A 22,263-nucleotide genomic window follows, 5' to 3' on the forward strand; every position below is an offset into this window, starting at 1 on the left:
GCCCTTCGGCCCAAGGAGGGGTGTTTCACGTAAACGTGGTGAACACCCCTCCTGCCAGACTCAGTGCGCGGCTTCGGCTATGTGCTGCGTGCCGATCCGCTTGCGGAACACCCAGTACGTCCAGCCCTGGTAGAGCAGCACGATCGGCGTGGCGATCCCTGCGCACCAGGTCATGATCTTCAAGGTGTACGGGCTCGACGAGGCGTTGGTGACCGTGAGGCTCCAGTCGCCGTTGAGCGAGGACGGCATGACGTTCGGGAAGAGCGACAGGAAGAGCATTGCCACGGCGGCCACGATCGTGACGCCGGACAGGGCGAACGACCATCCCTCGCGGCCCGCCTGGTTGGCCACCAGAGCGGCGACCAGCGCGACGACCGCCACGATCATGGCCACCAGGCTCTTGCCGTCACCGCTGTCGACCTGCGTCCACAGCAGGAAGATCACTGCCAGCACGGCCGTGACGAGACCCACCCGCAGCGCGAGCTTCCGTGCCCGCTCCCGGATGTCCCCGACCGTCTTGAGCGCGGTGAACACCGCACCGTGGAAGGTGAACAGCGTCAGCGTCACCAGGCCGCCGAGCAGCGCGTACGGGTTCAGCAGGTCCCACACGCTGCCGATGTACTCGGCGTGCTCGTTGATCTTCACGCCCCGCACGATGTTGCCGAAGGCCACACCCCACAGGAAAGCGGGGATCAGCGAGCTCCAGAAGATCGCCGTCTCCCAGTTGCGCTGCCAGTTCTCCTCGGGCCGCTTCGCCCGGTACTCGAAGGCGACACCCCGGACGATCAGACTGACCAGGATGACCAGCAGCGGCAGATAGAAGCCGGAGAAGAGCGTGGCGTACCACTCGGGGAAGGCGGCGAAGGTCGCGCCGCCGGCCGTGAGCAGCCATACCTCGTTGCCGTCCCAGACCGGGCCGATGGTGTTGATCAGCACCCGCTTCTCGGGCCGGTTGCGGGCGAGAAGCTTGGTGAGGATGCCGACCCCGAAGTCGAAACCCTCCAGGAAGAAGTAGCCGGTCCACAGGACGGCGATCAGGACGAACCAGACGTCGTGAAGTTCCATGACTGCAGCTCCCTCGGCCTAGTACGAGAAGGCCATCGGCTTGTCGGCGTCACGGGCGTCGCCGCCGATCTTCGTGGGCGGGTTGAGGTCGGCCTCGGTGAGCTCGGGCGGACCGGACTTGATGTACTTCACCAGCAGCTTGACCTCGACGACGGCGAGGATCGCGTACAGCACGGTGAAGACGGTCATCGAGGTGAGGACCTCGGCCTGGGAGACGCCGGGGGAGACCGCATGGCGGGTCTGCAGCACGCCGTAGACGACCCAGGGCTGGCGGCCCATCTCGGTGAAGATCCAGCCCCAGGAGTTGGCGATCAGCGGGAAGGCCAGGGTCCAGATCGCGATGCGCCAGTACCAGGTGGTGAGCTTCGGGCTGAGGGCCTTGTTCTTGAACAGGACCAGATGCGGCACTTCGTCGTCGTTCACCCGCAGGTGCTGCGGCAGCATGAACTTCTTCCGGGTCAGCCAGAGTCCGGCCAGACCGATGGCGAAGGACGCCATACCGAAGCCGATCATCCAGCGGAACGCCCAGAAGGTGACGGGGATGTTCGGCCGGTAGTCACCCGGCCCGAACTTCTGCTGCTCGGCCTTGTTGACGTCGTTGATGCCGGGCACATAGGAGCGGAAGTCGTCGTTCGCGAGGAAGGACAGCACGCCCGGCACCTCTATCGCGACCGTGTTGTGGCCCTTCTCCACATCGCCGTACGCGAAGATCGAGAACGGTGCGGAGTCCTGGCCGTCCCACAGGGCCTCGGCGGCGGCCATCTTCATCGGCTGCTGCTTGAACATGACCTTGCCGAGGGTGTCGCCGCTGACCGCGGTGAGCAGACCGGCGATGACCACGGTGATCAGACCGAGCCGCAGCGAGGTCTTCATCTCCGTGATGTGCTTCTTGCGGGACAGGTGGTAGGCGGCGATCCCGACCATGAAGGCGCCGCCGGTCAGGAAGGCCGCGGAGAGCGTGTGGAAGGCCTGGGCCAGCGCGGTGTTCTGGGTCAGCACGTGCCAGAAGTCGGTGAGCTCGGCACGCCCCTTCGCCTTGTTGATCCGGTAGCCGACGGGGTGCTGCATCCATGAGTTGGCCGCGAGGATGAAGTACGCCGACAGGACCGTGCCGATCGAGACCATCCAGATGCAGGCCAGATGGATTCTCTTGGGCAGCTTGTCCCAGCCGAAGATCCACAGACCGATGAAGGTGGACTCGAAGAAGAAGGCGATCAGGGCCTCGAAGGCGAGCGGTGCGCCGAAGATGTCGCCGACGAAGCGGGAGTAGGCGGACCAGTTCATGCCGAACTGGAACTCCTGCACGATGCCGGTGACGACACCCATCGCGATGTTGATCAGGAAGAGCTTGCCCCAGAACTTGGTGGCTCTGAGGTACTTCTCCTTTTCCGTGCGCACCCACGCCGTCTGCAGGCCGGCCGTGAGGGCCGCCAGCGAGATCGTCAAGGGCACGAACAGGAAGTGGTAGACGGTGGTGATGCCGAACTGCCAGCGCGCCAGTGTCTCCGGCGCCAAAGCCAAGTCCACGTCGACAATCTCCTTACATGCCGTGGTCCAGCGGCAGTTTGCCCCTTATGTCACACACATCATCGGAGCAACCGGGACACGCTTGTGAACGCGTTCACATTCACAAGCAATTATGACGCATAGCCGTTCGATGTCGGAGGGGTGGGGGGTCCCTAAGTGCAGCCCGGCGGACCCTGGCCGAAAAGGGCCGGTGGGCCCATGGCACGCAAGGGGCTTCCCCTGTTGCTTCAACATAATGTTGAATCCGAGGCATGCGGACGCAGATATGCATCTCCTGGCCCTCGGCTCACCTCACGGCGACGCTTGAGGACACGCCGACCACGCGGGCCCTCACCAAGGCGCTGCCCCTCGCCTCCACCGCCCGCACCTGGGGCGAGGAGGTCTACTTCGACACGGGCGTCTCCGTTCCATGTGAAACGGACGCCCACCAGGTCGTCGCGCCCGGCACCGTCGCCTTCTGGACGGAGGGCGAGTCCCTCGCCCTCCCCTACGGCCCCACGCCGATCTCGCGAGGCGACGAGTGTCGCCTCGCGAGCCCGTGCAATGTCCTGGGCCGCCTCGACGGCGACCCGCGCCTCCTTGCGACGGTCCGCGAGGGCGACCCGGTCCGCGTGGAGCTCGTGGACGAGTAAGGCCTCCTCAGAGCTCCTTGCGGAACGCCTCCGCCACCTTCACGAAGATGTCGTTCGCCTCGCGCTCCCCGATCGTCACCCGCACGCCCTCGCCGGGGAACGGCCGGACCACGACGCCATGCTGTTCGCAGGCAGCGGCGAAGGCGGCCGTGCTCTCTCCCAGCCGCAGCCAGACGAAGTTGGCCTGGGTCTCGGGCACCGTCCAGCCCTGAGCGCGCAGTGCGTCGACCACGCGCCGGCGCTCGCACACCAGTGAACCGACCCGGCCGAGCAGTTCGTCCTCGGCTCGCAGCGAGGCGATCGCCGCCTCCTGCGCAAGCTGGCTCACGCCGAACGGCACCGCCGTCTTGCGCAGCGCCGCCGCGACCGGCTCATGCGCGATCGCGAACCCGACGCGCAGCCCGGCGAGTCCATAGGCCTTCGAGAACGTACGCAGGACACAGACATTCGGCCGGCTGCGGTAGAGCTCCGCGCCGTCCGGCACCTGCGGGTCACGGATGAACTCCCGGTAGGCCTCGTCCAGCACCACCAGGACATCGCCGGGCACCCGGTCGAGGAACCGCTCCAGCTCGGCCCGCCGTACGACCGTGCCCGTCGGGTTGTTGGGGTTGCAGACGAAGATCAGCCGGGTCCGGTCCGTGATCGCGTCCGCCATCGCGTCCAGGTCGTGCACGTCGCCCGGCGTGAGCGGCACCTGCACCGATCGCGCACCGCTGATCTGCGTGATGATCGGGTACGCCTCGAAGGACCGCCAGGCGTAGATGACCTCGTCGCCGGGGCCGCTGGTGGCCTGGAGCAGCTGCTGGGCGACGCCGACGGAGCCGGTGCCGGTGGCCAGGTGGGAGACCGGGACGTCGAAGCGCTCCGACAGCTCGTCCATCAGCCCGCCGCAGGCCATGTCCGGGTAGCGGTTGAAGTTCGCGGCGGCCAAGGTCACCGACTCCATGACCCCGGGCAGCGGAGGGTAGGGGTTCTCGTTGGAGGACAGCTTGTAGGCGACCGGGCCGTCGGCCGCGGCGGGCTTCCCCGGCTTGTAGGTGGGGATACCCTCCAGCTCGGCGCGCAGCTTCGGGCTCGTCTCGCTCACCGCAGTCCTCCTCGCGACCACCGGCGGACCCTCCGCGCCGCCGGCTTCCAATACTCCTCACCTTATGAGGATTCGGCGCTCCTGCGTACAGGTGAGAAGCGACGGGAAATAGTGAGGCGCAAACCACATCAGCCCCACCCGCAACAGGGGCATCACCGCATGAAGGTGCATGAAACGGGGGGCGCGTCGCACATATATCTACGCGCCGGTGGCTTGCGCCGTGGCGCGCATCGCTCGTCAAGGTGAGTTGAGACCTCTTCGAAACATCGGACACTTGGCAGGCCCATGCGCGCCGACAAGTCACGTCCTGCCATTGGATCGTTCAACTGACTTTCTTTCTAAGGCAGTTGACCCCTTCTGACCATGCAGAAACGTGCCTGTCAACGCGTGCATATGCGTCCGCACTACCCCACCGCCTGAGCCCTACTATCGGCTCGCCATGACAGCAGCAGGGAAGCACCAGGTGAGCCGCGCGGAAACCTCACGTCGAGGCAGTCGGCCGGGTCGAGCAGGCATCAGAGACGTCGCCGCCGCCGCCGGGGTCTCCATCACGACCGTGTCCGACGCCCTCAACGGCAAGGGCCGGCTCCCGGACGCCACCCGGCGCCATGTCCGCGAGGTCGCCGACCGGCTGGGGTACCGACCCTCGGCCGCCGCCCGCACTCTCCGTACCGGCAAGTCGGGACTCATCGGCCTGACCGTGACGACGTACGGGGATGAACCTTTCACCTTCACCGAGTTCGCGTACTTCGCCGAAATGGCCCGCGCCGCGACCTCGGCCGCACTCGCCCGCGGCTACGCGCTCGTGATCCTGCCCGCGACCTCGCGCCACGACGTGTGGTCGAACGTCGCCCTGGACGGCACGGTCGTCATCGACCCCTCCGACCAGGACCCGGTGGTCAGCGAGCTGGTCCGGCAGGGCCTGCCGGTCGTCTCCGACGGCCGCCCGGCCGGTTCGCTCCCGGTCACGGCATGGGTCGACAACGATCACGAGGCCGCCGTACTCGGCATCCTCGACCATCTCGCCGCCGCGGGCGCCCGCCGGATCGGCCTGCTCACGGGGACGACGACGGACACGTACACCCATCTGTCGACCACCGCGTATCTGCACTGGTGCGAACGGGTCGGCCAGGACCCGGTCTACGAGGCGTACCCGGCGCACGACCCGTGTGCCGGCGCCGTCGCCGCCGACCGGCTGCTGGCCCGCCCCGACCGTCCGGACGCCGTCTACGGCCTCTTCGACCCCAACGGCACCGACCTGCTGGCCGCCGCCCGCCGCTACGGTCTGCGCGTCCCGGACGACCTGCTGCTGGTGTGCTGCAGCGAGTCCACGGTGTACGCCAACACCGAGCCGCCCATCACCACGCTGTCCCTGAAGCCCCGGCGCATCGGCACGGCCGTGGTCCAGCTCCTCATCGACGCCATCGAGGGAGTCGAGTCGGAGCACCCGGTCGAGCAGGTGATACCGACCGAACTGATCGTGCGCACATCGTCCCAGCGCCGTTCGCCGCGGACGACGGTCAGCCCGCCGCGGGTGCCGGAGGAGAAGTAGCGCCCGTTCGCCGAGGGGGCGCGCAGGCCGGTCCGGCGGAGCGCGGGGCCGACGGGCCGGGCTCGCGGGAGACCGGCCGGACCGGCGGGCGGATCCGGGCCGGACCGCCGGGTGGGGGGGCAGCGGCAACCGGGGGTCCGCCGATCACGAGCGCATCACACCTGGAGGGCCCGACTCGACAGCCGCCGGCGGGGACTCATCGGCTCGACGGCGGCGGTCGTGCGCATCGCAACAGCGGGTCGTCGGACTGCGACAGCGGGTCGTCAGCCTGACGCCAGGAGGTCGTCCACTCGGTGCCAGGGGCTCTTCAGTCGGCCATCGGGAGGTGAAACCCCTGCCCAAACGGGGCGAAAGCCGCGTTGAACTGGAGTCTTGCTCTGATTCACCACCCCTGGGTCATCACATGGCGCGATCCGCATTCCTATGATGGGCCCACGACACCGCGGGCCGCTGCGACCAGGCAGTCCGAACCGGTGCAGATGCGGCGCGATGGTGGAGGGGTCTGATGACTCAGGGGGCCGGTCAGGGACCCGAGGTGGAGCGGACGGCGACGTTGCGCGACTTCCGGGTACCCGGGTACGTCCACGAGACCGGTCCGTATGCCCACAACACCCACCCCGGCAACACCGTCGCCCCCGTGGAAGAGGGCTACCCGGAGGGGTACACGCCCACCCAGCGCGACCTGCCCGTCATCAACCGGGGCGACACGCTGCAGGTGCCCGTCGAACCGGCGGCCGCACCGGCCCCGCGACAGACCACCGGCACGGGCCCGCTGTATGTCGTCGGAGACGTGCACGGCTATCTCGACGACCTGATCGCCGCCCTCCAGGAGAAGGGCCTGATCGACTCGGCCGGCCAGTGGTGCGCGGGTACCGCCCGGCTGTGGTTCCTCGGCGACTTCACCGACCGCGGCCCGGACGGCATCGGCGTCATCGACCTGGTGATGCGGCTGTCCGCCGAGGCCGCCGCGGCCGGCGGCTACTGCAAGGCGCTCATGGGCAACCACGAACTCCTGCTGCTCGGCGCCAAGCGGTTCGGCGACACTCCCGTCAACTCCGGCGCGGGCACCGCCACCTTCCAGGCGGCCTGGCTGCTCAACGGCGGCCAGAAGACCGACATGGACCGTCTCCAGGACCACCATCTGCAGTGGATGGCCCGCCTCGACGCCGTCGAGGAGGTCGACGGCTATCTGCTCGTCCACTCCGACACCACCGCCTACCTGGACTACGGCGACTCGATCGAGGCGGTCAACGACACCGTCCGCGAGACGCTCACGCGCAACGACGCGGACGAATGCTGGGACCTGTTCCGCAAGTTCACCAAGCGCTTCTCCTTCCGCGACGAGGGCGGCGCCGACGCCGTGCGCTCCCTCCTCGATACGTACGGCGGCACGCGCATCGTTCACGGCCACAGCCCCATTCCGTACCTGCTGGGCGAGGTCGGATCGGAGGACGGCGAGGAGGATGCAGGGCCCGTGGTCGAAGGGCCGCACGTCTACGCGGACGGCCTGGCCATCGCCATGGACGGCGGTGTGACCATGGCCGGAAAGCTGCTGGTCCAGCAACTTCCCCTGGATAACTGACCGTTCGACGGGCAGGCGTCCCCCGACGGCGTATGTGCAGGCCAGCATCCAATTTCTGGCAACCCCCTGTCACCGCGTGCCGTCGCGGCTCTACCATCGGCTTATCCGTAGCAGGCTCCCCTCCGTTTCTGCCCGACGGCTCGCCGGCGTGCGAGCCCCAAGCCCTACGGAGCATCGGGGGATGCACATGAACAGCGTTCCGCAGCACCTGCACAGCGAGGACCGCCAGGAATACGAGCGGATCCTCGATGAGGCGCTGCGCTCCGCACCACACCGCCCGGAACTGGCCGCTGTAGGACAGCGGCTGAACACCGAACAGCTGCGCACCATGGCGCTCAACGCCACCACACTCATCACGGCGGCCGCGGCGACCGAGTACCAGCACTACGTGAAGGTCCGCGAGGAACTGCGCCAACCGGCGCCGTCCACCCCGTCGTCCAGCGGTGAAACCGGCTCCGGTGAGCCGGGCGTCGCGGGCGCGATGGGGCTCGCCACCACCCTCGGCGAGGCGGCCGAGACCACTGGCGCGGGCGCCGTCGCCGTCGTCGCGGTCCTCGCCCCCGTCCTCGCCGGAACCGCCGCGGCGATATTCCTTCTCGTCGGCTACATCCTGAAGATGCTGGACCCCGAGCCGGCCTTCGCCCAGACCATGCTGACCGCGGGATGGGTGTTCGGCGCCATGACCGCGGCCGCGATCCTCGTGGCCGCGGTCGGGCTGCTGCTCACCGCCCTGCGCAACAGTCCCTCGCTGGATGCCGGAGCCTACGGCGAGGCGAACGGGGAAGTGGCCCGGGCCAGGGAAGCCTGGCGAGATGCCCTGCTGGAGCGCGGCATCCTGCCCTTCCTGAGGAACGCGCTCGCCGACCCCGGCACGACCGCACTGCACCGCACGGCCCCACCGGCGCCGACCGGCCGCATGCCGCGCCTCGGCTACGACCGTCCGGGCTTCAGCAGCCCCGACGACGGCTCCGCCCCGGGCCCACGCCCGAGCTTCACGAGCCCGGACTACACGAGCCCGGACTTCGGAGGCCCGGAACACCAGCCGGAATAGCCCCGGCTTGCGCCCCGGGCGGGGCGCAAGCCGGACAACCGGCGACGGAGCGGCCGCCGGATCAGTCGGCGATCGGCAGATAGACCCGGTTGCCCGCGGCCGCGAACTCCTTCGACTTCTGAGCCATGCCCTCCTCGACCTCCGCCCGGCTGCCGCCGTGTTCACGCCGGATGTCCTGGGAGATCTTCATCGAGCAGAACTTCGGCCCGCACATCGAGCAGAAGTGAGCGGTCTTGGCCGGTTCCGCCGGCAGGGTCTCGTCGTGGAACTCCCGTGCCGTGTCCGGGTCCAGGGCGAGGTTGAACTGGTCCTCCCACCGGAACTCGAAGCGAGCGTCGGACAGCGCGTCGTCCCACTCCTGCGCACCGGGGTGCCCCTTGGCGAGGTCGGCTGCGTGGGCGGCGATCTTGTAGGTGATGACGCCGGTCTTGACGTCGTCACGGTTGGGCAGGCCCAAGTGCTCCTTGGGCGTGACATAGCAGAGCATGGCCGTGCCCCACCAGGCGATCATCGCGGCACCGATGCCGGAGGTGATGTGGTCGTACGCCGGCGCGACGTCCGTCGTCAGCGGGCCGAGCGTATAGAACGGAGCCTCATCGCAGATCTCCTGCTGAAGGTCGATGTTCTCCTTGATCTTGTGCATCGGGACGTGCCCCGGGCCCTCGATCATGGTCTGCACATTGAAACGCTTCGCGATCCGGTTGAGTTCCCCGAGCGTCCGGAGTTCCGCGAACTGCGCCTCGTCGTTGGCGTCGGCGATCGAGCCCGGCCGAAGGCCGTCGCCCAGCGAGTACGTGACGTCGTAGGCGGCGAGGATCTCGCAGAGTTCCTCGAAGTTCTCGTACAGGAACGACTCCTTGTGGTGCGCGAGGCACCAGGCCGCCATGATCGAGCCGCCGCGCGAGACGATGCCGGTCTTGCGGTTCGCGGTGAGCGGGACGTACGGCAGGCGGACGCCCGCGTGGACCGTCATGTAGTCCACGCCCTGCTCGGCCTGCTCGATGACCGTGTCCTTGTAGATCTCCCAGGTCAGCTCCTCGGCCCTGCCGTCGACCTTCTCCAGGGCCTGATAGAGCGGCACCGTGCCGATGGGGACGGGGGAGTTGCGCAGCACCCACTCGCGGGTCGTGTGGATGTTGCGGCCGGTGGACAGGTCCATGACCGTGTCGGCGCCCCAGCGGGTCGCCCAGGTCATCTTCTCGACCTCCTCCTCGATGGAGGACGTCACCGCGGAGTTGCCGATGTTGGCGTTGACCTTCACCAGGAACCGCTTGCCGATGATCATCGGCTCGATCTCCGGGTGGTTCACGTTGGCGGGCAGCACAGCCCGGCCTGCCGCGATCTCCTCGCGGACGACCTCGGGAGCAACGTTCTCCCGGACGGCCACGAACTTCATCTCCGGCGTGATCTCGCCCCGGCGCGCATACGCGAGCTGGGTGACCGCCGTGCCGTCGCGGCCGCGGCGCGGCAGACGCGGGCGTCCGGGGAAGACCGCGTCGAGGTTGCGCAGACCACCGCGAGGAGAGGTGTGCTTGATCCCGTCGTCCTCGGGACGGACGGGACGGCCCGCGTACTCCTCGGTGTCGCCACGGGTGATGATCCAGTTCTCCCGCAGCGGCGGTAGGCCCCTGCGGACGTCTGTCTCGACGAGTGGATCGGTGTACGGCCCGGAGGTGTCGTACAGCGTGACCGACTGCCCGTTGGTGAGGTGCACCTGACGAACCGGCACGCGTACATCGGGGCGTGAGCCCTCGACATACCCCTTGTGCCAGCCGATGGACTTCCCGGCCTCACCATCGGCAGAGTTCTGCATGGAGGCAGGCGTGCGTACGTCCTTGTTGGTCATGAGACCTACTCCCTACGCCGGCATTACCCGGTAACAGGTTCAGCGGTCGACGCAGCGGTTTCCGTCTCGGTCGGCGTTTCATGTGAAACATCACTCTGTTCCACGTGAAACGTCGCGCATACGGAGGTCAGCGCCCTCTCAGCCCGGTGCTCCGAGCTCCCGCGTGTGCAAAGGTGCCTCCACGCTAGCGTCAATTCGGCCGCGGTGAACAGAGGGCCCCTGCCGTTCTTGCGATGATCGGGCGGTGACCACGACCCAGCAGTACCCGTTCCCGCCGCCGGAGCCGCCGCGCCGACCCGGCCCCGGACAGCGCGGCGGACACGACCACGAGGGCCACGGTGCCGGTGATGAGAACCACCACGGGCACGGCCATGGACAGGCTCAGGGACATGGGCACGGTTCCGGATTCAGCGGCGGCCACGGCCACTCGCACAGTCACAGCCATGGCCCCGCCGCGCCCGTCTCCAAGCACCTGCGCAAGGTCATTGCCGCGATCCTGATCCCGTTCACCGCGGCGGTCGTGGTCGGGCTCGTCGTGCTCTGGCCCGGTGGAGCCCCGCCGCATCAGCGCACGGGAGTCGGCTTCGACCGGCAGACTCAGCAGGCCGCGGTCACCACGGTCGTAGAGGTGAGCTGCAAGTCGGTGAACGCCTCGGGGGAGACCCCGACGGGCGACACCTCCACCGCCGAGGGCAACTCCGCTCAGCAGCAGGCGAGCGGCACCTGCAAGAAGGCGACGATCCGGGTCGACACCGGCAAGGACAAGGGCCGTACGTTCACGGAGATCGTGCAGCCGGACCAGTCACGGCAGTTGCACGAGGGCGAGAAGGTCGTGGTCGCGTACGAGCCCTCGGCGCCCAAGGACCTGCAGTACTCGGTCACCGATGTGAACCGGAAGTTCCCGATGGCGCTGCTCGCCGGCATCTTCGCGCTCGCCGTCGTGGTGGTGGGCCGGTTGCGCGGCGTCATGGCGCTGGTCGCACTGGCCGTCAGCTTCATGGTGCTGACGTTCTTCATCCTGCCCGCAATCTTGCAGGGCTCGAACCCACTGGTCGTGGCGGTGGTGGGGGCGAGTGCCATCATGCTGATCGCGCTCTACATGTGCCACGGCCTGTCGGCCCGCACATCGGTCGCGGTGCTCGGCACGCTGGTGTCGCTGCTGCTGATCGGCATCCTGGGCTCGGAGTTCATCGACTGGGCCGCGCTGACGGGCAACACCGACGACAACACCGGTCTCATCCATGGCCTGTATCCGTCGATCGACATGAGCGGTCTGCTGCTGGCCGGCGTCATCATCGGTTCGCTCGGCGTCCTGGACGACGTGACCGTGACCCAGACCTCGGCCGTGTGGGAGTTGCACGAGGCCAATCCGTCGATGGGCTGGCGCGGGCTGTACCGGGCGGGCATCCGCATCGGCCGTGACCACATCGCGTCCGTCGTCAACACGCTCGTACTCGCCTATGCCGGTGCCGCGCTGCCGCTGCTGCTGCTCTTCTCGATCGCGCAGAGCAGTGTGACGACCGTCGCCAACAGCGAACTGGTCGCGGAGGAGATCGTGCGCACGCTGGTGGGCTCGATCGGCCTGGTCGCCTCGGTGCCGGTCACCACAGCCCTGGCCGCCCTGGTGGTGTCGGCCGACCGGCCGGGACAAGGCGCGGAGAAGCCGGCTGAGGTCCGGCCGGCCGCGGCGCGCGGTGGAAGGGGCCGGCGCCGCAAGAGGTGACGCTCCGGCAGAACCGGTGACCTATGAGGAGAAGCGTTACTGCAGCGCCCCGCACGTCGTTGTGGGGCGCCTCGCCCTGCGTGCCGTAGCGCGTCAGCCGGCGCTCTGCTCCTCGGCCAGGATGCGGTCCAGGGCCTCGTCGAGGTGGGCGTCGAAGTCGGCGAGCGCCCCCTCCTGGCCGAGCGGCACCAGCTTGTCCGTACGGTCCAGGAAGGCCACCAGTGGCGGCGCCGAGGAACGGAACACCGCCTGGTCGCCACCGACCTGAAGCCGGATCAACACCTCTCCCAGCACGTCCGTGTCGGCAGGCGCGATGTGCACATCGCCGTCCCCGCACGGCCGGCCCACCCCGTCGATCAGCAGCTCGCGCCCGAAGGCCCAGGTCACCGGGGCATCTCCGGGCAGATGGAAGGTCAGCCGTACGGCATAGGGGTCACAGGTCTCGTAACGCAACTCCACCGGAATGCGAAAGGAGAGCTCCTCGGACACGAGAAAGCTCATCATGACCTCTGCCTGCACGGACTCGCGCATCGCCTACCCCGTCTTATGACACCGACTGGCCGGATTGATTCCTTTGACGCTGGTCAAATCTTGCAGAAAGTACACGGGAGATCACAAGGAGTGAGTTTTCAGATACTGATAGAGATCGCCAGTGTCCCTAGATGCCGGCCGACCTCCGCCTGCAGTTGCCGGGCCGCGGGCAGCAGCCGGTCCGCCTGGTGGGCGGGCAGGGAAAGGGCCATCGTGGCCGCCGTGGTGCCGACCGTGATCGGGATCGCCGCGCAGACCGTCCCGAGCGCGTACTCCTGCCGCTCCGTCACGGGCTCCATCCGGCGCATCCGGTCGAGGCGCCGCAGCAGGCTCTGCCCGTCGCGCACGGTGTACGGGGTGAGCGGCTGCACCGGGTAGCGGTCGAGGTGGTCGCGGCGGGCGGCCTCGTCCATCTGGGACAGCAGACACTGCCCGATCGCGTGCGCATGCCCGGTTTCGCGGAAGTCGGCCCACTCCTCGACCGCCGGGGTGCCCGGGGAGTCGGAGACGCACATGACCTCGATCTCGCCGTCCCGGTACATCGCGTAGTACACCGGTACACCGATGGAATCGCGCCATTGCGCGAGTACGGCCGCGACCGCGCTGCGACGTTTCTGCTGCGCCCCGCTGCTGCCCAGCCGCTCGGCCGCCTCACCGAGGAAGAACAGGCCTTTGTCACGGCGGAGATAGCCCTCGTGCACGAGGGTGCGCAGCAGGTGGTAGGCCGTCGGGAGCGCCAGACCGGTCTCGCGGGCCAGTTGCTTGGCAGGAGCGCCGTACTCGTGCTCGGCAACCGTTTCCAGCAGGCGCATCGCCCGTTGCACGGATCCGATGAGGGTGGTCGCGGAGTGCGGCTGCTCGGGGACCGCCGCGGAGGTCGGCCGCTGCACGGGGGGTGTGGAGGAGCGCGGCCGTGCAGGGGGTGCGTGCGGTACTGCGGGTGCGGTGTCAGCCGTGGCCAAGGTTCACTCCCGAAGCGCGAGGGGGCAGCCCGTGCGGAGGAACACGGGTGGGGTGTGCGCCGCCCGCGGGGCTGGGCCCCGCGTCGAATTCCGGACTTTAACCGCCCGCCACCGCTGTCAGACGGCCTGCCCGGAAAACTTCGCTCGCCCGAGGGAACAGGCGATTCCTGTTACCGCCACCCGTTTCCCACGGCCCTCACCAGTCGCTGCGCGACGAGGAACCCGAGATGAACTTCCGCACGATGTAGATCAGTCCGCCGACCAGAGCGACGAAGATCAGGACCTTGAAGAGCAGGTAGACCACGAATCCGACCACGCTGGCTATCAGCCCGCCGAACACGACCAGGGCGATGACCGGCACCGCGATCCACTTCACCCACCACGGCAGTCCCGTGAAGATCTCTCGCATTGCCCTCGTCCTTTGCGGTCTTGTGCGTTCTCGATGTCTTGCACTCGATGCTAGAGCCGCCAGGGGGCCCGGCGGGGGCCTCGCACCCCTTGTCCTCCCCTGACGGTTCCCCTAGGGAACCCTGAGGTGCGGGATCAAGCCTCAGGGGGAGAGAAGACCACCAGGACCCTGAGGTCCTCGCTGATGTGGTGGAACTTGTGGGCCACCCCGGCGGGCACGTACACCACGCTGCCGCGTGCGACCTGGGTCGTCTCCATGCCCACCGTGATCGACGCACGGCCGCTCACGACGAAGTACACCTCGTCCTGGTTGTGGGGCTTCTGAGGGTCGTGCTCGCCCGCGTTGAGGGCGTAGAGGCCGACCGACATGTTGCGCTCCCGCAGAAACTGAAGGTAGGCCCCCTCGTTGGCGGCACGCTCCGCCTCCAGTTCGTCCAGCCGGAATGCCTTCATCGCACTTGCCCGCCCTTGCTCACTGCTCAGATCCGGTCACGTCTGCCACGATCAGACACATGAAGAATTTCGTAGTCAAGACGATCGCCAACGCCGGGGCCCTGGCGGTCGCCGTATGGCTGCTCGACAAGATCACTCTGACCGGTGACAGCACGGGCAAGAAGATCGGCACGCTGATAGTGGTCGCCCTGCTCTTCGGCCTGGTGAACTGGCTGGTGAAGCCGGTCGTGAAGATCCTGACCTTCCCGCTGTTCATCCTGACCCTCGGCCTGATCACCCTGGTGGTCAACGCGCTGATGCTGATGCTGACCTCGTGGCTGAGCGGCAAGCTCGACCTGAGCTTCCACGTGGAGGGCTTCTGGACCGCCGTCGTCGGCGGCCTGATCATCTCGATCGTCTCCTGGGCGCTGAACGTCGTCCTGCCCGACGGCAAGGACTGACCCCGATGGCGTACCGCGTCTGCTTCGTCTGCACCGGCAACATCTGTCGCTCCCCGATGGCCGAATCCGTCTTCCGCGCGCGCGTGGCGGAGGCGGACCTGGCGGACCTGGTCGAGATCGACAGCGCCGGCACCGGCGGCTGGCACGAGGGCGACGGCGCGGACCCGCGCACCGTCTCCGTCCTGGAGGAACACGGCTACGACGCCGACCACACGGCCCGCCAGTTCCGGGCCTCGTGGTTCTCGCGCCTCGACCTCGTGATCGCCCTCGACGCCGGCCATCTCAAGGCCCTGCGCCGTCTGGCGCCCACGGAGGAGGACGCACTCAAGGTGCGGCTGCTTCGCTCGTACGACCCCGCCGCAGGCGAGGACCTCGATGTACCGGACCCGTACTACGGCGGTCCGGACGGCTTCGAGGAGTGCCTTGAGATGGTGGAGGCGGCGAGCACGGGGCTGCTCGCCGCGGTACGCGAGCAGGTGGAGGGACGGGCCGCATGAGCGATTCCGCGACGGACGACGGCCGCGCGGGTGACGGCACCCGCGCGGTGCGCGCCGGGCTGCCCGAACCGGTCAAGCACGAACCGACCCTGCCCGGTCCCGTCTTTGCCGCGCACTTCCATCTGCCGGGCGAGGTGGCGGGTCCGTACGCCTACGGCCGTGACGACAACCCGACGTGGACCCTGCTGGAGCGCGCCGTCGGCGAGCTGGAGGCGCCCGGGCAGGAGGGCGTCGAAACCCTTGTGTTCGCCTCCGGCATGGCCGCCGTCTCCGCGGTGCTGTTCTCCCAGCTGCGCGCCGGGGACGCCGTGGTGCTGCCGAGCGACGGCTACCAGGTGCTGCCCATGGTGCGCGCCCAGCTGGAGGCCTACGGCATCGAGGTGCGTACCGCGCCGACCGGCGGCGACGCCCAGCTGGAGGTTCTGGACGGGGCGAAGCTGCTGTGGATCGAATCCCCGTCCAACCCGGGGCTCGACGTGTGCGACATCCGACGGCTCGCCGAGGCTGCACACGCGCGTGGCGCCCTGGTCGCCGTCGACAACACCCTCGCCACGCCGCTCGGGCAGCGGCCGCTGGAGCTGGGCGCCGACTTCTCCGTGGCCAGCGGCACCAAGCAGCTCACCGGGCACGGGGACATCCTTCTGGGGTACGTCGCCGGCCGTGACGCCGAGGCGATGGCCGCCGTACGCCGCTGGCGCAAAATCGTCGGGGCGATCGCCGGGCCCATGGAGGCCTGGCTGGCGCACCGCTCCATCGCCACGCTCCAGCTGCGCGTGGACCGGCAGAACGCCACCGCCCTCGCGCTCGCGCAGGCCCTGCGCGAGCGGCCCGAGGTGACCGGGCTGCGGTATCCCGGTCTGCCCGACGACCCCTCGCACAAGACCGCCTCGCAGCAGATGCGGCGCTATGGGTGTGTGGTCTCCTTCACGCTGCCCTCGCGCGCGCGTGCCGAGCGTTTCCTCCGGGCGCTGCGGCTCGTGGACGACGCGACGAGCTTCGGCGGGGTGCGGTCCACCGCGGAGCGGCGGCGGCGCTGGGGCGGGGATCCGGTGCCGGAGGGCTTCATCCGGCTGTCGGTCGGCGCCGAGGACGCCGAGGATCTGGTGGCGGATGTGCTCCGGGCGCTCGACGCGTCGGCGGACTGACCTGATCGGGGACGCCCGCTCGGGGTCCGGCTACGCACAACGGACGGTCCGAGCCTCCCCCCTCGTGGCTCGGACCGTCCCGGTTCCGCGCGCGAAGAACCGCGCGAACAAGGCTAGTTGACTCTGTGTCAGTGTCCAATCACGGTAGCGACAGAGACCTATCGACTTATTTATAGTTGGGCCCTGCCTGGGGGCCGGAGAAAGGCAGGGAAAGGGGAGGGCGTGCCATGGATCTGGCCTTGCTGCGCACTTTCGTGACCGTGCACCGGGCCGGCTCCTTCACCCGCGCAGCCGCCCTGCTCGGCCTCTCACAGCCGGCCGTCACCTCACAGATCCGCACCCTGGAAAGACAGCTGGGCCGCCCGCTGTTCCTGCGGCAGGCCCGCGGCGTGACTCCGACGACCATCGGCGACGAGCTCGCCCACAAGGCCGCGCCGCACCTCGACGCCCTGGTGGAGATCACCGAGACGGGACTCGACGACGAGTCCTCGCTGCGCACCCTGCATCTAGCCGGTCCGCCCGAGTTCACCGCGGAGCGTGCACTGCCCGTCCTCACGGAGCTCACCGGCGAGGACGGCCAGAGTTTCGCGCTGCGCGCCTCCTTCGGGAACGCGGAGGAGACCCTGGAGGGGCTGGCCGCCGGACATCATGATCTGGCCATCAGTACGGCCCGCCCGCGCGGCGCGCTGCTCACGGCGACTGCGCTCTGCGACGAGGAGCATGTACTGATCGCAGCCCCGCGCTGGGCCGCGCAGATCGGCTCCGGTGTGCTGCGCCGCAAGGGCGCCCCTGCCCTGGGGAACCTGCCCGTCGTCGAGGTCCATGAGTCGCTGCCCTTCGTCTCCCGCTACTGGGCCTCCGTCTTCGACTCCCGCCCGGCCGCCTCGGGCACCGTCATCGTTCCTGATCTGCGTGCCGTCCTCGCCTGCGCGATCGCGGGCGCGGGGCTCGCGGTCCTTCCGCGCTATCTGTGTGCCCCCGCCCTCGACCTCGGAGAGGTTGTCGCCCTCCACGACCCCGCGGTGCCGCCCCTGCGGACGTACTTCCTGGTGGTACGCACCGGCACGCTCGCCATGCCCCATGTCGCGCGGGCGTACGAGTGGCTCCAGCGGGCGGCCGCGGACTGGGGCTGAGTGCCCCCGTCGCGCGGATCACGCCATGCGGTGGGGCGGTGGCAGTTTGTGATGTTTCACGTGGAACCAGCCGGGCCACATTTCCTCCATGACCGTCCGACCCGTGGTCAAGCGCACCGCCCGTGCCGTCCTCCTGGACGGCGACGACCTGATCCTGATCAAGCGCACCAAGCCCGGTGTCGATCCCTACTGGGTCACTCCCGGTGGCGGGGTCGAGCCGGAGGACACGACCGTCGTCGACGCCCTGCACCGCGAGGTGTACGAGGAGCTCGGCGCCAAGATCACCGACGTGGTGCCCTGCTTCGTGGACACCGTGGAGCACATCGGTGAGGACGGCGGCGCGACCGGCGTGAAGGTGCAGCACTTCTTCGTCTGCCGGCTGGAGTCCATGGACCCGGCCCTGCGCCACGGCCCCGAAGTGGAGGAGCCCGCCGGCGAGTACGAGATCGTCCGCGTGCCGTTCACCCGGGTCGGCATCGCCTCCGTCCATCTCGTCCCGCTGTCGCTGCGGCACTATCTGGACGGCAACATCGAGGGCGTACGCGCCATGCACGCCCCCGACCTCGGCTGACCGGTCAGTCCCCGACGACGACGAGTTCCTCGACCGAGTCGTGCCGTATGCGCTCCGACGGGATGCCGGCGTCCCGCAGCGCGTCGACACCGCTGCGGATCATTCCGGGCGGGCCCGAGAGATAGGCGTCGTACTCGATCCACGGGCCGTATTCCCTTACGGCATCCGGGAGCTGGAGGCGCGCCTGCTGGTCGATGACCGCTCGGACCGAGAGCCATGGATGGGCCTGCTGGAGCCGGAGCATGGTGTCGATGTCGTAGAGGTCATGGTCGGTGCGGGCGCCGTAGAACACCTCGACCGGGCGGCGCTCTCCGTGCTCGGCGACGTCCTCGATCAGCGCCTTGATGGGGGCGATGCCGGTGCCGCCGCCCAGACAGAGCAGACCGCTGTCGGTGGTGTGATCGACGGTCATCGAACCGGTGGGCGGGCCGAGCCGGATGACGTCACCGGGACGGGCGCGGTGCACCAGCGCATTGGAGACCCAGCCCGCGGGCACGGCCTTCACATGGAACGTCAGCAGTCCGTCCGGGCGGGGCGCGGAGGCGAAGGAGTAGTGCCGCCAGATCCGCGGCCACCAGGGCGTCTCCAGGCTCGTGTACTGCCCGGCGAGAAACGGGTAGGGCTGGCCGGGGCGGACATTGATGACGGCGACGTCCGGCGTCCTGAGGTCGTGGCTGACGACTTCCGCGTACCACCAGGCGGGAGCGCGCAGCTCGTCCGCGGCCGCCGCGTCGATCATGACCTGGGAGATCGTCGTGTACGTCCGCACCCAGGCCGCCTCGGTCTCCGCGTCCCAGACGGCGGAGGCGTACTTGCCGAGCGCGCCGATGAGGCACTCGCCGACGGCCGGGTAGTGCTCGGCCCGTGTGCCGTACTTCCGGTGGCCGCGGCCGAGGTTCTGCAGATAGTCCACGAGGACGGGCGTGTTGTCGATGTGCTCGGCCGCGGTGAGCAGGGCTCTGAGCAGCCGGTCCCGCTGGGTGTCCATCGCGGCCGGGAACAGGGAGCGCAGGTCCGGGTGGCGGACGAAGAGAAGCGCGTAGAAGTACGAGGTGACCTTGTCGGCGACGGGAGCGACCTCGGCCATGGTGCGGCGGACGAGGACGGCGTCCGGCGAGGCCTCCCGGGTCACGGGGGCGGGGTGCTGGTCGCGCACCTCCTGCTCGAAGGGCGGTGAGGCCGAAGCGGTCCGCGCGTCGGCGGGCGCGGGGGCGGGGGGTCCGTACGGCGGTATTCGCTCCTGAGCCGCCGGGGCTCCGCTCATGGGGGCGGGGCGGTCGGTCCCTGCCCCGGGGCCGTGAGCGTCCGCGGGAGGGCGTGGAGGGCCCTCCGTAGGGGGCGGGCCCGTCGGCCGCGCCGCCGCCGGAGGACGGCCCTGGTCCGTCTCCCGCTCATCGGTGGGCGACGCATCCGGCGGCGCCTTGCGCGGCATGAACCAGCCGCCCCCGCCGGCCCTTCCGTTGTCCGCCGACGTGGTGGTCGGAGCGTCCATGGTGTGCCTCGCCTCGAACATCTCTCGGTCGGTGTGCGCACTTCCTGGATCGGAAGGTGCCTGCTTTCCCTCGCGGACGGCTTCCCTTTCCGGTTCCGGCCAAAGAGCCCATACGGCCGCATTCAACCCGCAGCATCGCACCCCGAGCGGGCACCTCGGCCACGTAACCGGAAATACGGTTCTTCGATCTCTCCGTCCCGTTAGGCTGCAATGCCCTGCTCTCGGCACGTACGGGATGTCTGCGCCTCACCCCGGACGTGAACCGGAGTCGACCCTACCGGCCGTCGCCGTCCACACAAGTCCCCCCTTGCTCCCCCACCGGTTCTTCAGGCCGCAAACCATGGGTTCCTTCAACTACCGTGCACCGCACGCCAATTCATAGGCGTCCCACAAATCTCGCCCCGTGTAGGAGTGCGTCGCAAGACCGGCAAGACACCCGTCCCCATTGACCGCCACGGATACCGGCACCACTGCGAACAGGTCCCTGTCCGACATCGAGTCGCCATAGGCGATGCAGTCGGCCCGGCTCACCCCGAACTTCTGGCACAGTCCATCCGCGATCCGCACCTTGGCCGCGGCGCTGAGCGCTCCGGCCGGGTCCACGGGCTCGGTGAACGGCACGGCGGGGAAACGGGATCCGAACGCCGCATGCGCACCCCAGTCCAAGAGCCGCTCGACGAAGAACGAAGGCGAGAGCGACACCACCGCGCAGTACTCACCCGCGTTTCTGATCTCCGCCCACACCTCACGAATCCGAGCCAGCCAGGGAGCCCCGTCAAAGGCCGCGACCACATGCGCCTCGGTCAGCTCGGCCCACAGCGCATGCACCCGGGTCGCATACTCCGGCGGACCTATCCGCCCCTCCGAGATGGCCCGGTCGAGCGCCACTGTCTCCGCTTCCAGTCCCAGCTGGCGTGAAATCTCCACCGGAGCGGAGCTGCCGTGCAGCAACGTGCCATCGAGGTCGAAGAGATGAAGTCTCGCCATGGGCGTCGAGGCTAATCGGGTCCCCGATGTTTCACGTGAAACAACCCGCCTTGACCGCACGTTGTACAGATGGCCACGACGTGGCCAAAAGCACATGCGTCCCCCCGAATCAGGTGGACGTCAGGGGTGCCGGTCGGACAGCCTGACCTGCGTGCCGACTCCTTCCCTCGCCGCTCTGCCCATCCGCCGACTGACGCCTCGCGATCTCACCGCCTGTGCCGACCTGTCAGAGGACCGGGGGTGGCCCCGCGAGGAACACAAGTGGGGATTCCTCCTCGCGGCCGGGAAGGGCCACGGCATCGACGACCCCGACGGCGGCCTTGTCGCCGCCTGCGTCATCACGGAGTACGGCCCTCGGGATCGGCCGGATCTTGCGGCCATCGGCATGGTGCTGGTCGCCGAGAAGCACGCCCGCCAAGGCGTCGGCCGCCGGCTGATGCGCCACGTCGTCTCGCTGATGGGGACCACACCGCTGACGCTCCATGCGACGCCGTACGGCCGTCCGCTGTACGAGGAGCTCGGTTTCAAGCTCACCGGACAGGCGGAGATGCTTCAGGGGCACTTCACGCCGGGCGGGCCGGAGCCTCGGGTCGTGACGCGCTCGGCCACCGCCGAGGACCTCGGCTCGATCCTCCGGCTCGACGAGGAGGTGTTCGGCGCCGATCGCACGCACATCATCACGCGCCTGCCCGCCTTCTCCGACCAGCTGCGCGTCGCCGAGGAGAGCGGCCGGATCGTCGGGTACACGGCCGCCTGGCCCAATATGGACACCCATGTAGTCGGCCCGCTGATCGCCCGCGACACGGAGACCGCGAAGGCTCTCATCGCCTCGCTCGCCGCCCACACGGAGCGTCCGCTCCGCATCGACATCGATGTGCGGCACGAGGAGCTCATGGCCTGGGCGCAGGAGCGCGGACTGGGGTCCGTGTCGTCCAACGCCGTCATGACGTACGGCATCACGGAACTGCCCGGGGACTGGACCTGGCGGTTCGCTCCGCTGACGGTCGCGGCGGGCTGAGAAGCGCTCGTACGTACGGCGAAGGCCGGGCTCCCGCCATGTGGTGGGAGCCCGGCCCTGCCGCCCGGGCACGCGCGGGATCAGGCGAACGCGTCCACGGCGGCGAGCGCGAAGCCATGGTCCTGCTCCGGAGCACCTCCGCCGACGCCTATCGCACCGATCAGCCGGCCGTCGCGATGGACCGGAATGCCGCCCGCGATGAACAGCAGCGGCCGGTCGAGCGCGGTGGGCAACGTGTGGAACAGGCCACCGGGCTGCACGGCGTCGACGAGGTCCGCGGTGGGGGCGTTCAGCTGCAGTGCCGTGTAGGCCTTGCGGGTGCTGGTCTCCCCGGAGATCAGCACGGCCCGGTCGTCGCGCCGGAAGGCGAGCAGATGACCGCCCGCGTCCAGCACGGTGACGCTCACGGTGCCTCCGGCGGCCTCCGCCGCGCGGCGGACCTCGGTGATGAGGATCTCGGCGTCGTGGGTGGTGAGCGGGGCGACGGCGGTGGTGCTCATGAAGGGTTTCTCCCTGGGGTGCTGCTTGGAGTACTGCACGGGGCGGGCTCGGTGAAGGGTG

22 protein-coding genes are annotated in these 22,263 nt (G+C 68.9%); 11 read left to right on the forward strand and 11 right to left on the reverse strand.

All coding sequences use genetic code 11. From position 1 onward, the window contains the following. Nucleotides 1-60: 60 nt before the first annotated feature. Both cydB and Q8A52_RS29640 read right to left on the reverse strand, forming a co-directional pair. A complete protein-coding gene (cydB, locus tag Q8A52_RS29635) occupies nucleotides 61-1,065 on the reverse strand; it encodes a cytochrome d ubiquinol oxidase subunit II (protein WP_316756913.1) in 1,005 nt (334 codons plus the stop codon). An 18-nt stretch (nucleotides 1,066-1,083) separates the two neighbouring features. Further along, nucleotides 1,084-2,592: a cytochrome ubiquinol oxidase subunit I gene (locus Q8A52_RS29640; protein ID WP_316756915.1), complete on the reverse strand. Its 1,509-nt coding sequence runs from the start codon at nucleotides 2,590-2,592 to the stop codon at nucleotides 1,084-1,086. Between the two features lie 251 nt (nucleotides 2,593-2,843). Here Q8A52_RS29640 and Q8A52_RS29645 point away from each other — a divergent pair, with 251 nt between their 5' ends. Beyond that, the gene (locus Q8A52_RS29645; RefSeq protein WP_316756917.1) at nucleotides 2,844-3,224 is read left to right on the forward strand and encodes a cyclophilin-like fold protein; all 381 of its coding nucleotides are present in this window, start codon (nucleotides 2,844-2,846) and stop codon (nucleotides 3,222-3,224) included. Between the two features lie 7 nt (nucleotides 3,225-3,231). On the opposite strand, the gene hisC is transcribed toward Q8A52_RS29645, so the two are convergent. Beyond that, the gene (gene hisC, locus Q8A52_RS29650; RefSeq protein ID WP_316756919.1) at nucleotides 3,232-4,311 is read right to left on the reverse strand and encodes a histidinol-phosphate transaminase; all 1,080 of its coding nucleotides are present in this window, start codon (nucleotides 4,309-4,311) and stop codon (nucleotides 3,232-3,234) included. A gap of 439 nt (nucleotides 4,312-4,750) precedes the next feature. Between hisC and Q8A52_RS29655 the strand changes: the two genes are divergently transcribed. From Q8A52_RS29655 to Q8A52_RS29665, 3 genes are all read left to right on the forward strand, one after another. Beyond that, on the forward strand, nucleotides 4,751-5,863 hold the full coding sequence (locus tag Q8A52_RS29655) for a LacI family DNA-binding transcriptional regulator (protein ID WP_316756921.1): 1,113 nt from the start codon (nucleotides 4,751-4,753) through the stop codon (nucleotides 5,861-5,863). A 505-nt stretch (nucleotides 5,864-6,368) separates the two neighbouring features. Then, the gene (locus Q8A52_RS29660) at nucleotides 6,369-7,445 is read left to right on the forward strand and encodes a metallophosphoesterase (protein WP_316756923.1); all 1,077 of its coding nucleotides are present in this window, start codon (nucleotides 6,369-6,371) and stop codon (nucleotides 7,443-7,445) included. A 181-nt stretch (nucleotides 7,446-7,626) separates the two neighbouring features. Next, nucleotides 7,627-8,496, forward strand: coding sequence for a hypothetical protein (locus tag Q8A52_RS29665; protein ID WP_316756925.1), 870 nt, complete (start codon nucleotides 7,627-7,629; stop codon nucleotides 8,494-8,496). Between the two features lie 61 nt (nucleotides 8,497-8,557). On the opposite strand, the gene thiC is transcribed toward Q8A52_RS29665, so the two are convergent. Beyond that, nucleotides 8,558-10,342 (reverse strand): phosphomethylpyrimidine synthase ThiC, encoded by a 1,785-nt coding sequence (gene thiC / locus Q8A52_RS29670; RefSeq protein ID WP_316756927.1) that lies wholly within the window; start codon nucleotides 10,340-10,342, stop codon nucleotides 8,558-8,560. A 244-nt stretch (nucleotides 10,343-10,586) separates the two neighbouring features. Here thiC and Q8A52_RS29675 point away from each other — a divergent pair, with 244 nt between their 5' ends. Then, complete coding sequence (locus Q8A52_RS29675; RefSeq protein ID WP_316756929.1) at nucleotides 10,587-12,065, forward strand: YibE/F family protein; 1,479 nt, start codon at nucleotides 10,587-10,589, stop codon at nucleotides 12,063-12,065. A gap of 93 nt (nucleotides 12,066-12,158) precedes the next feature. Here Q8A52_RS29675 and Q8A52_RS29680 read toward each other — a convergent pair whose 3' ends face one another. From Q8A52_RS29680 to Q8A52_RS29695, 4 genes are all read right to left on the reverse strand, one after another. After that, nucleotides 12,159-12,596: an SsgA family sporulation/cell division regulator gene (locus Q8A52_RS29680; RefSeq protein WP_263210561.1), complete on the reverse strand. Its 438-nt coding sequence runs from the start codon at nucleotides 12,594-12,596 to the stop codon at nucleotides 12,159-12,161. A 98-nt stretch (nucleotides 12,597-12,694) separates the two neighbouring features. Beyond that, the gene (locus Q8A52_RS29685) at nucleotides 12,695-13,558 is read right to left on the reverse strand and encodes an IclR family transcriptional regulator (RefSeq protein ID WP_408649272.1); all 864 of its coding nucleotides are present in this window, start codon (nucleotides 13,556-13,558) and stop codon (nucleotides 12,695-12,697) included. A 196-nt stretch (nucleotides 13,559-13,754) separates the two neighbouring features. Further along, entirely contained in the window at nucleotides 13,755-13,967 is a 213-nt protein-coding gene (locus Q8A52_RS29690; RefSeq protein ID WP_316756934.1) for a DUF5326 family protein, read from the reverse strand. 134 nt (nucleotides 13,968-14,101) lie between these two features. Then, nucleotides 14,102-14,419, reverse strand: coding sequence for a cupin domain-containing protein (locus Q8A52_RS29695; RefSeq protein ID WP_316756937.1), 318 nt, complete (start codon nucleotides 14,417-14,419; stop codon nucleotides 14,102-14,104). 59 nt (nucleotides 14,420-14,478) lie between these two features. Here Q8A52_RS29695 and Q8A52_RS29700 point away from each other — a divergent pair, with 59 nt between their 5' ends. The 5 genes from Q8A52_RS29700 (at nucleotide 14,479) to Q8A52_RS29720 (ending at nucleotide 18,205) form a co-directional block, all read left to right on the forward strand. Then, the gene (locus Q8A52_RS29700) at nucleotides 14,479-14,859 is read left to right on the forward strand and encodes a phage holin family protein (protein ID WP_316756939.1); all 381 of its coding nucleotides are present in this window, start codon (nucleotides 14,479-14,481) and stop codon (nucleotides 14,857-14,859) included. Nucleotides 14,860-14,864: 5 nt separating this feature from the next. Next, the gene (locus Q8A52_RS29705; protein ID WP_316756941.1) at nucleotides 14,865-15,356 is read left to right on the forward strand and encodes a low molecular weight protein-tyrosine-phosphatase; all 492 of its coding nucleotides are present in this window, start codon (nucleotides 14,865-14,867) and stop codon (nucleotides 15,354-15,356) included. Then, nucleotides 15,353-16,501: a cystathionine gamma-lyase gene (locus Q8A52_RS29710; protein ID WP_316756943.1), complete on the forward strand. Its 1,149-nt coding sequence runs from the start codon at nucleotides 15,353-15,355 to the stop codon at nucleotides 16,499-16,501. The genes Q8A52_RS29705 and Q8A52_RS29710 overlap by 4 nt, the downstream gene beginning before the upstream one ends. Nucleotides 16,502-16,728: 227 nt before the next feature. Continuing rightward, nucleotides 16,729-17,634, forward strand: a complete 906-nt coding sequence (locus Q8A52_RS29715) for a LysR family transcriptional regulator (protein WP_316756945.1) — start codon at nucleotides 16,729-16,731, stop codon at nucleotides 17,632-17,634. A gap of 88 nt (nucleotides 17,635-17,722) precedes the next feature. Next, nucleotides 17,723-18,205 (forward strand): NUDIX hydrolase, encoded by a 483-nt coding sequence (locus Q8A52_RS29720; RefSeq protein ID WP_316756947.1) that lies wholly within the window; start codon nucleotides 17,723-17,725, stop codon nucleotides 18,203-18,205. A 4-nt stretch (nucleotides 18,206-18,209) separates the two neighbouring features. Here the strand turns inward: Q8A52_RS29720 and Q8A52_RS29725 are convergent, their stop codons facing one another. Beyond that, nucleotides 18,210-19,718: a globin domain-containing protein gene (locus Q8A52_RS29725; protein WP_316756949.1), complete on the reverse strand. Its 1,509-nt coding sequence runs from the start codon at nucleotides 19,716-19,718 to the stop codon at nucleotides 18,210-18,212. A gap of 333 nt (nucleotides 19,719-20,051) precedes the next feature. Further along, nucleotides 20,052-20,684, reverse strand: coding sequence for an HAD family hydrolase (locus tag Q8A52_RS29730; RefSeq protein ID WP_316756951.1), 633 nt, complete (start codon nucleotides 20,682-20,684; stop codon nucleotides 20,052-20,054). A 151-nt stretch (nucleotides 20,685-20,835) separates the two neighbouring features. On the opposite strand from Q8A52_RS29730, the gene Q8A52_RS29735 reads away from it, so the two are divergent. Then, complete coding sequence (locus Q8A52_RS29735; RefSeq protein ID WP_316756953.1) at nucleotides 20,836-21,702, forward strand: GNAT family N-acetyltransferase; 867 nt, start codon at nucleotides 20,836-20,838, stop codon at nucleotides 21,700-21,702. Nucleotides 21,703-21,782: 80 nt separating this feature from the next. Here the strand turns inward: Q8A52_RS29735 and Q8A52_RS29740 are convergent, their stop codons facing one another. Further along, nucleotides 21,783-22,202 (reverse strand): GlcG/HbpS family heme-binding protein, encoded by a 420-nt coding sequence (locus Q8A52_RS29740; RefSeq protein WP_316756955.1) that lies wholly within the window; start codon nucleotides 22,200-22,202, stop codon nucleotides 21,783-21,785. Between the last annotated feature and the right edge of the window lie 61 nt (nucleotides 22,203-22,263).

This window comes from Streptomyces herbicida, from assembly GCF_032656585.1.
Taxonomy (GTDB): Bacteria; Actinomycetota; Actinomycetes; order Streptomycetales; family Streptomycetaceae; genus Streptomyces; species Streptomyces herbicida.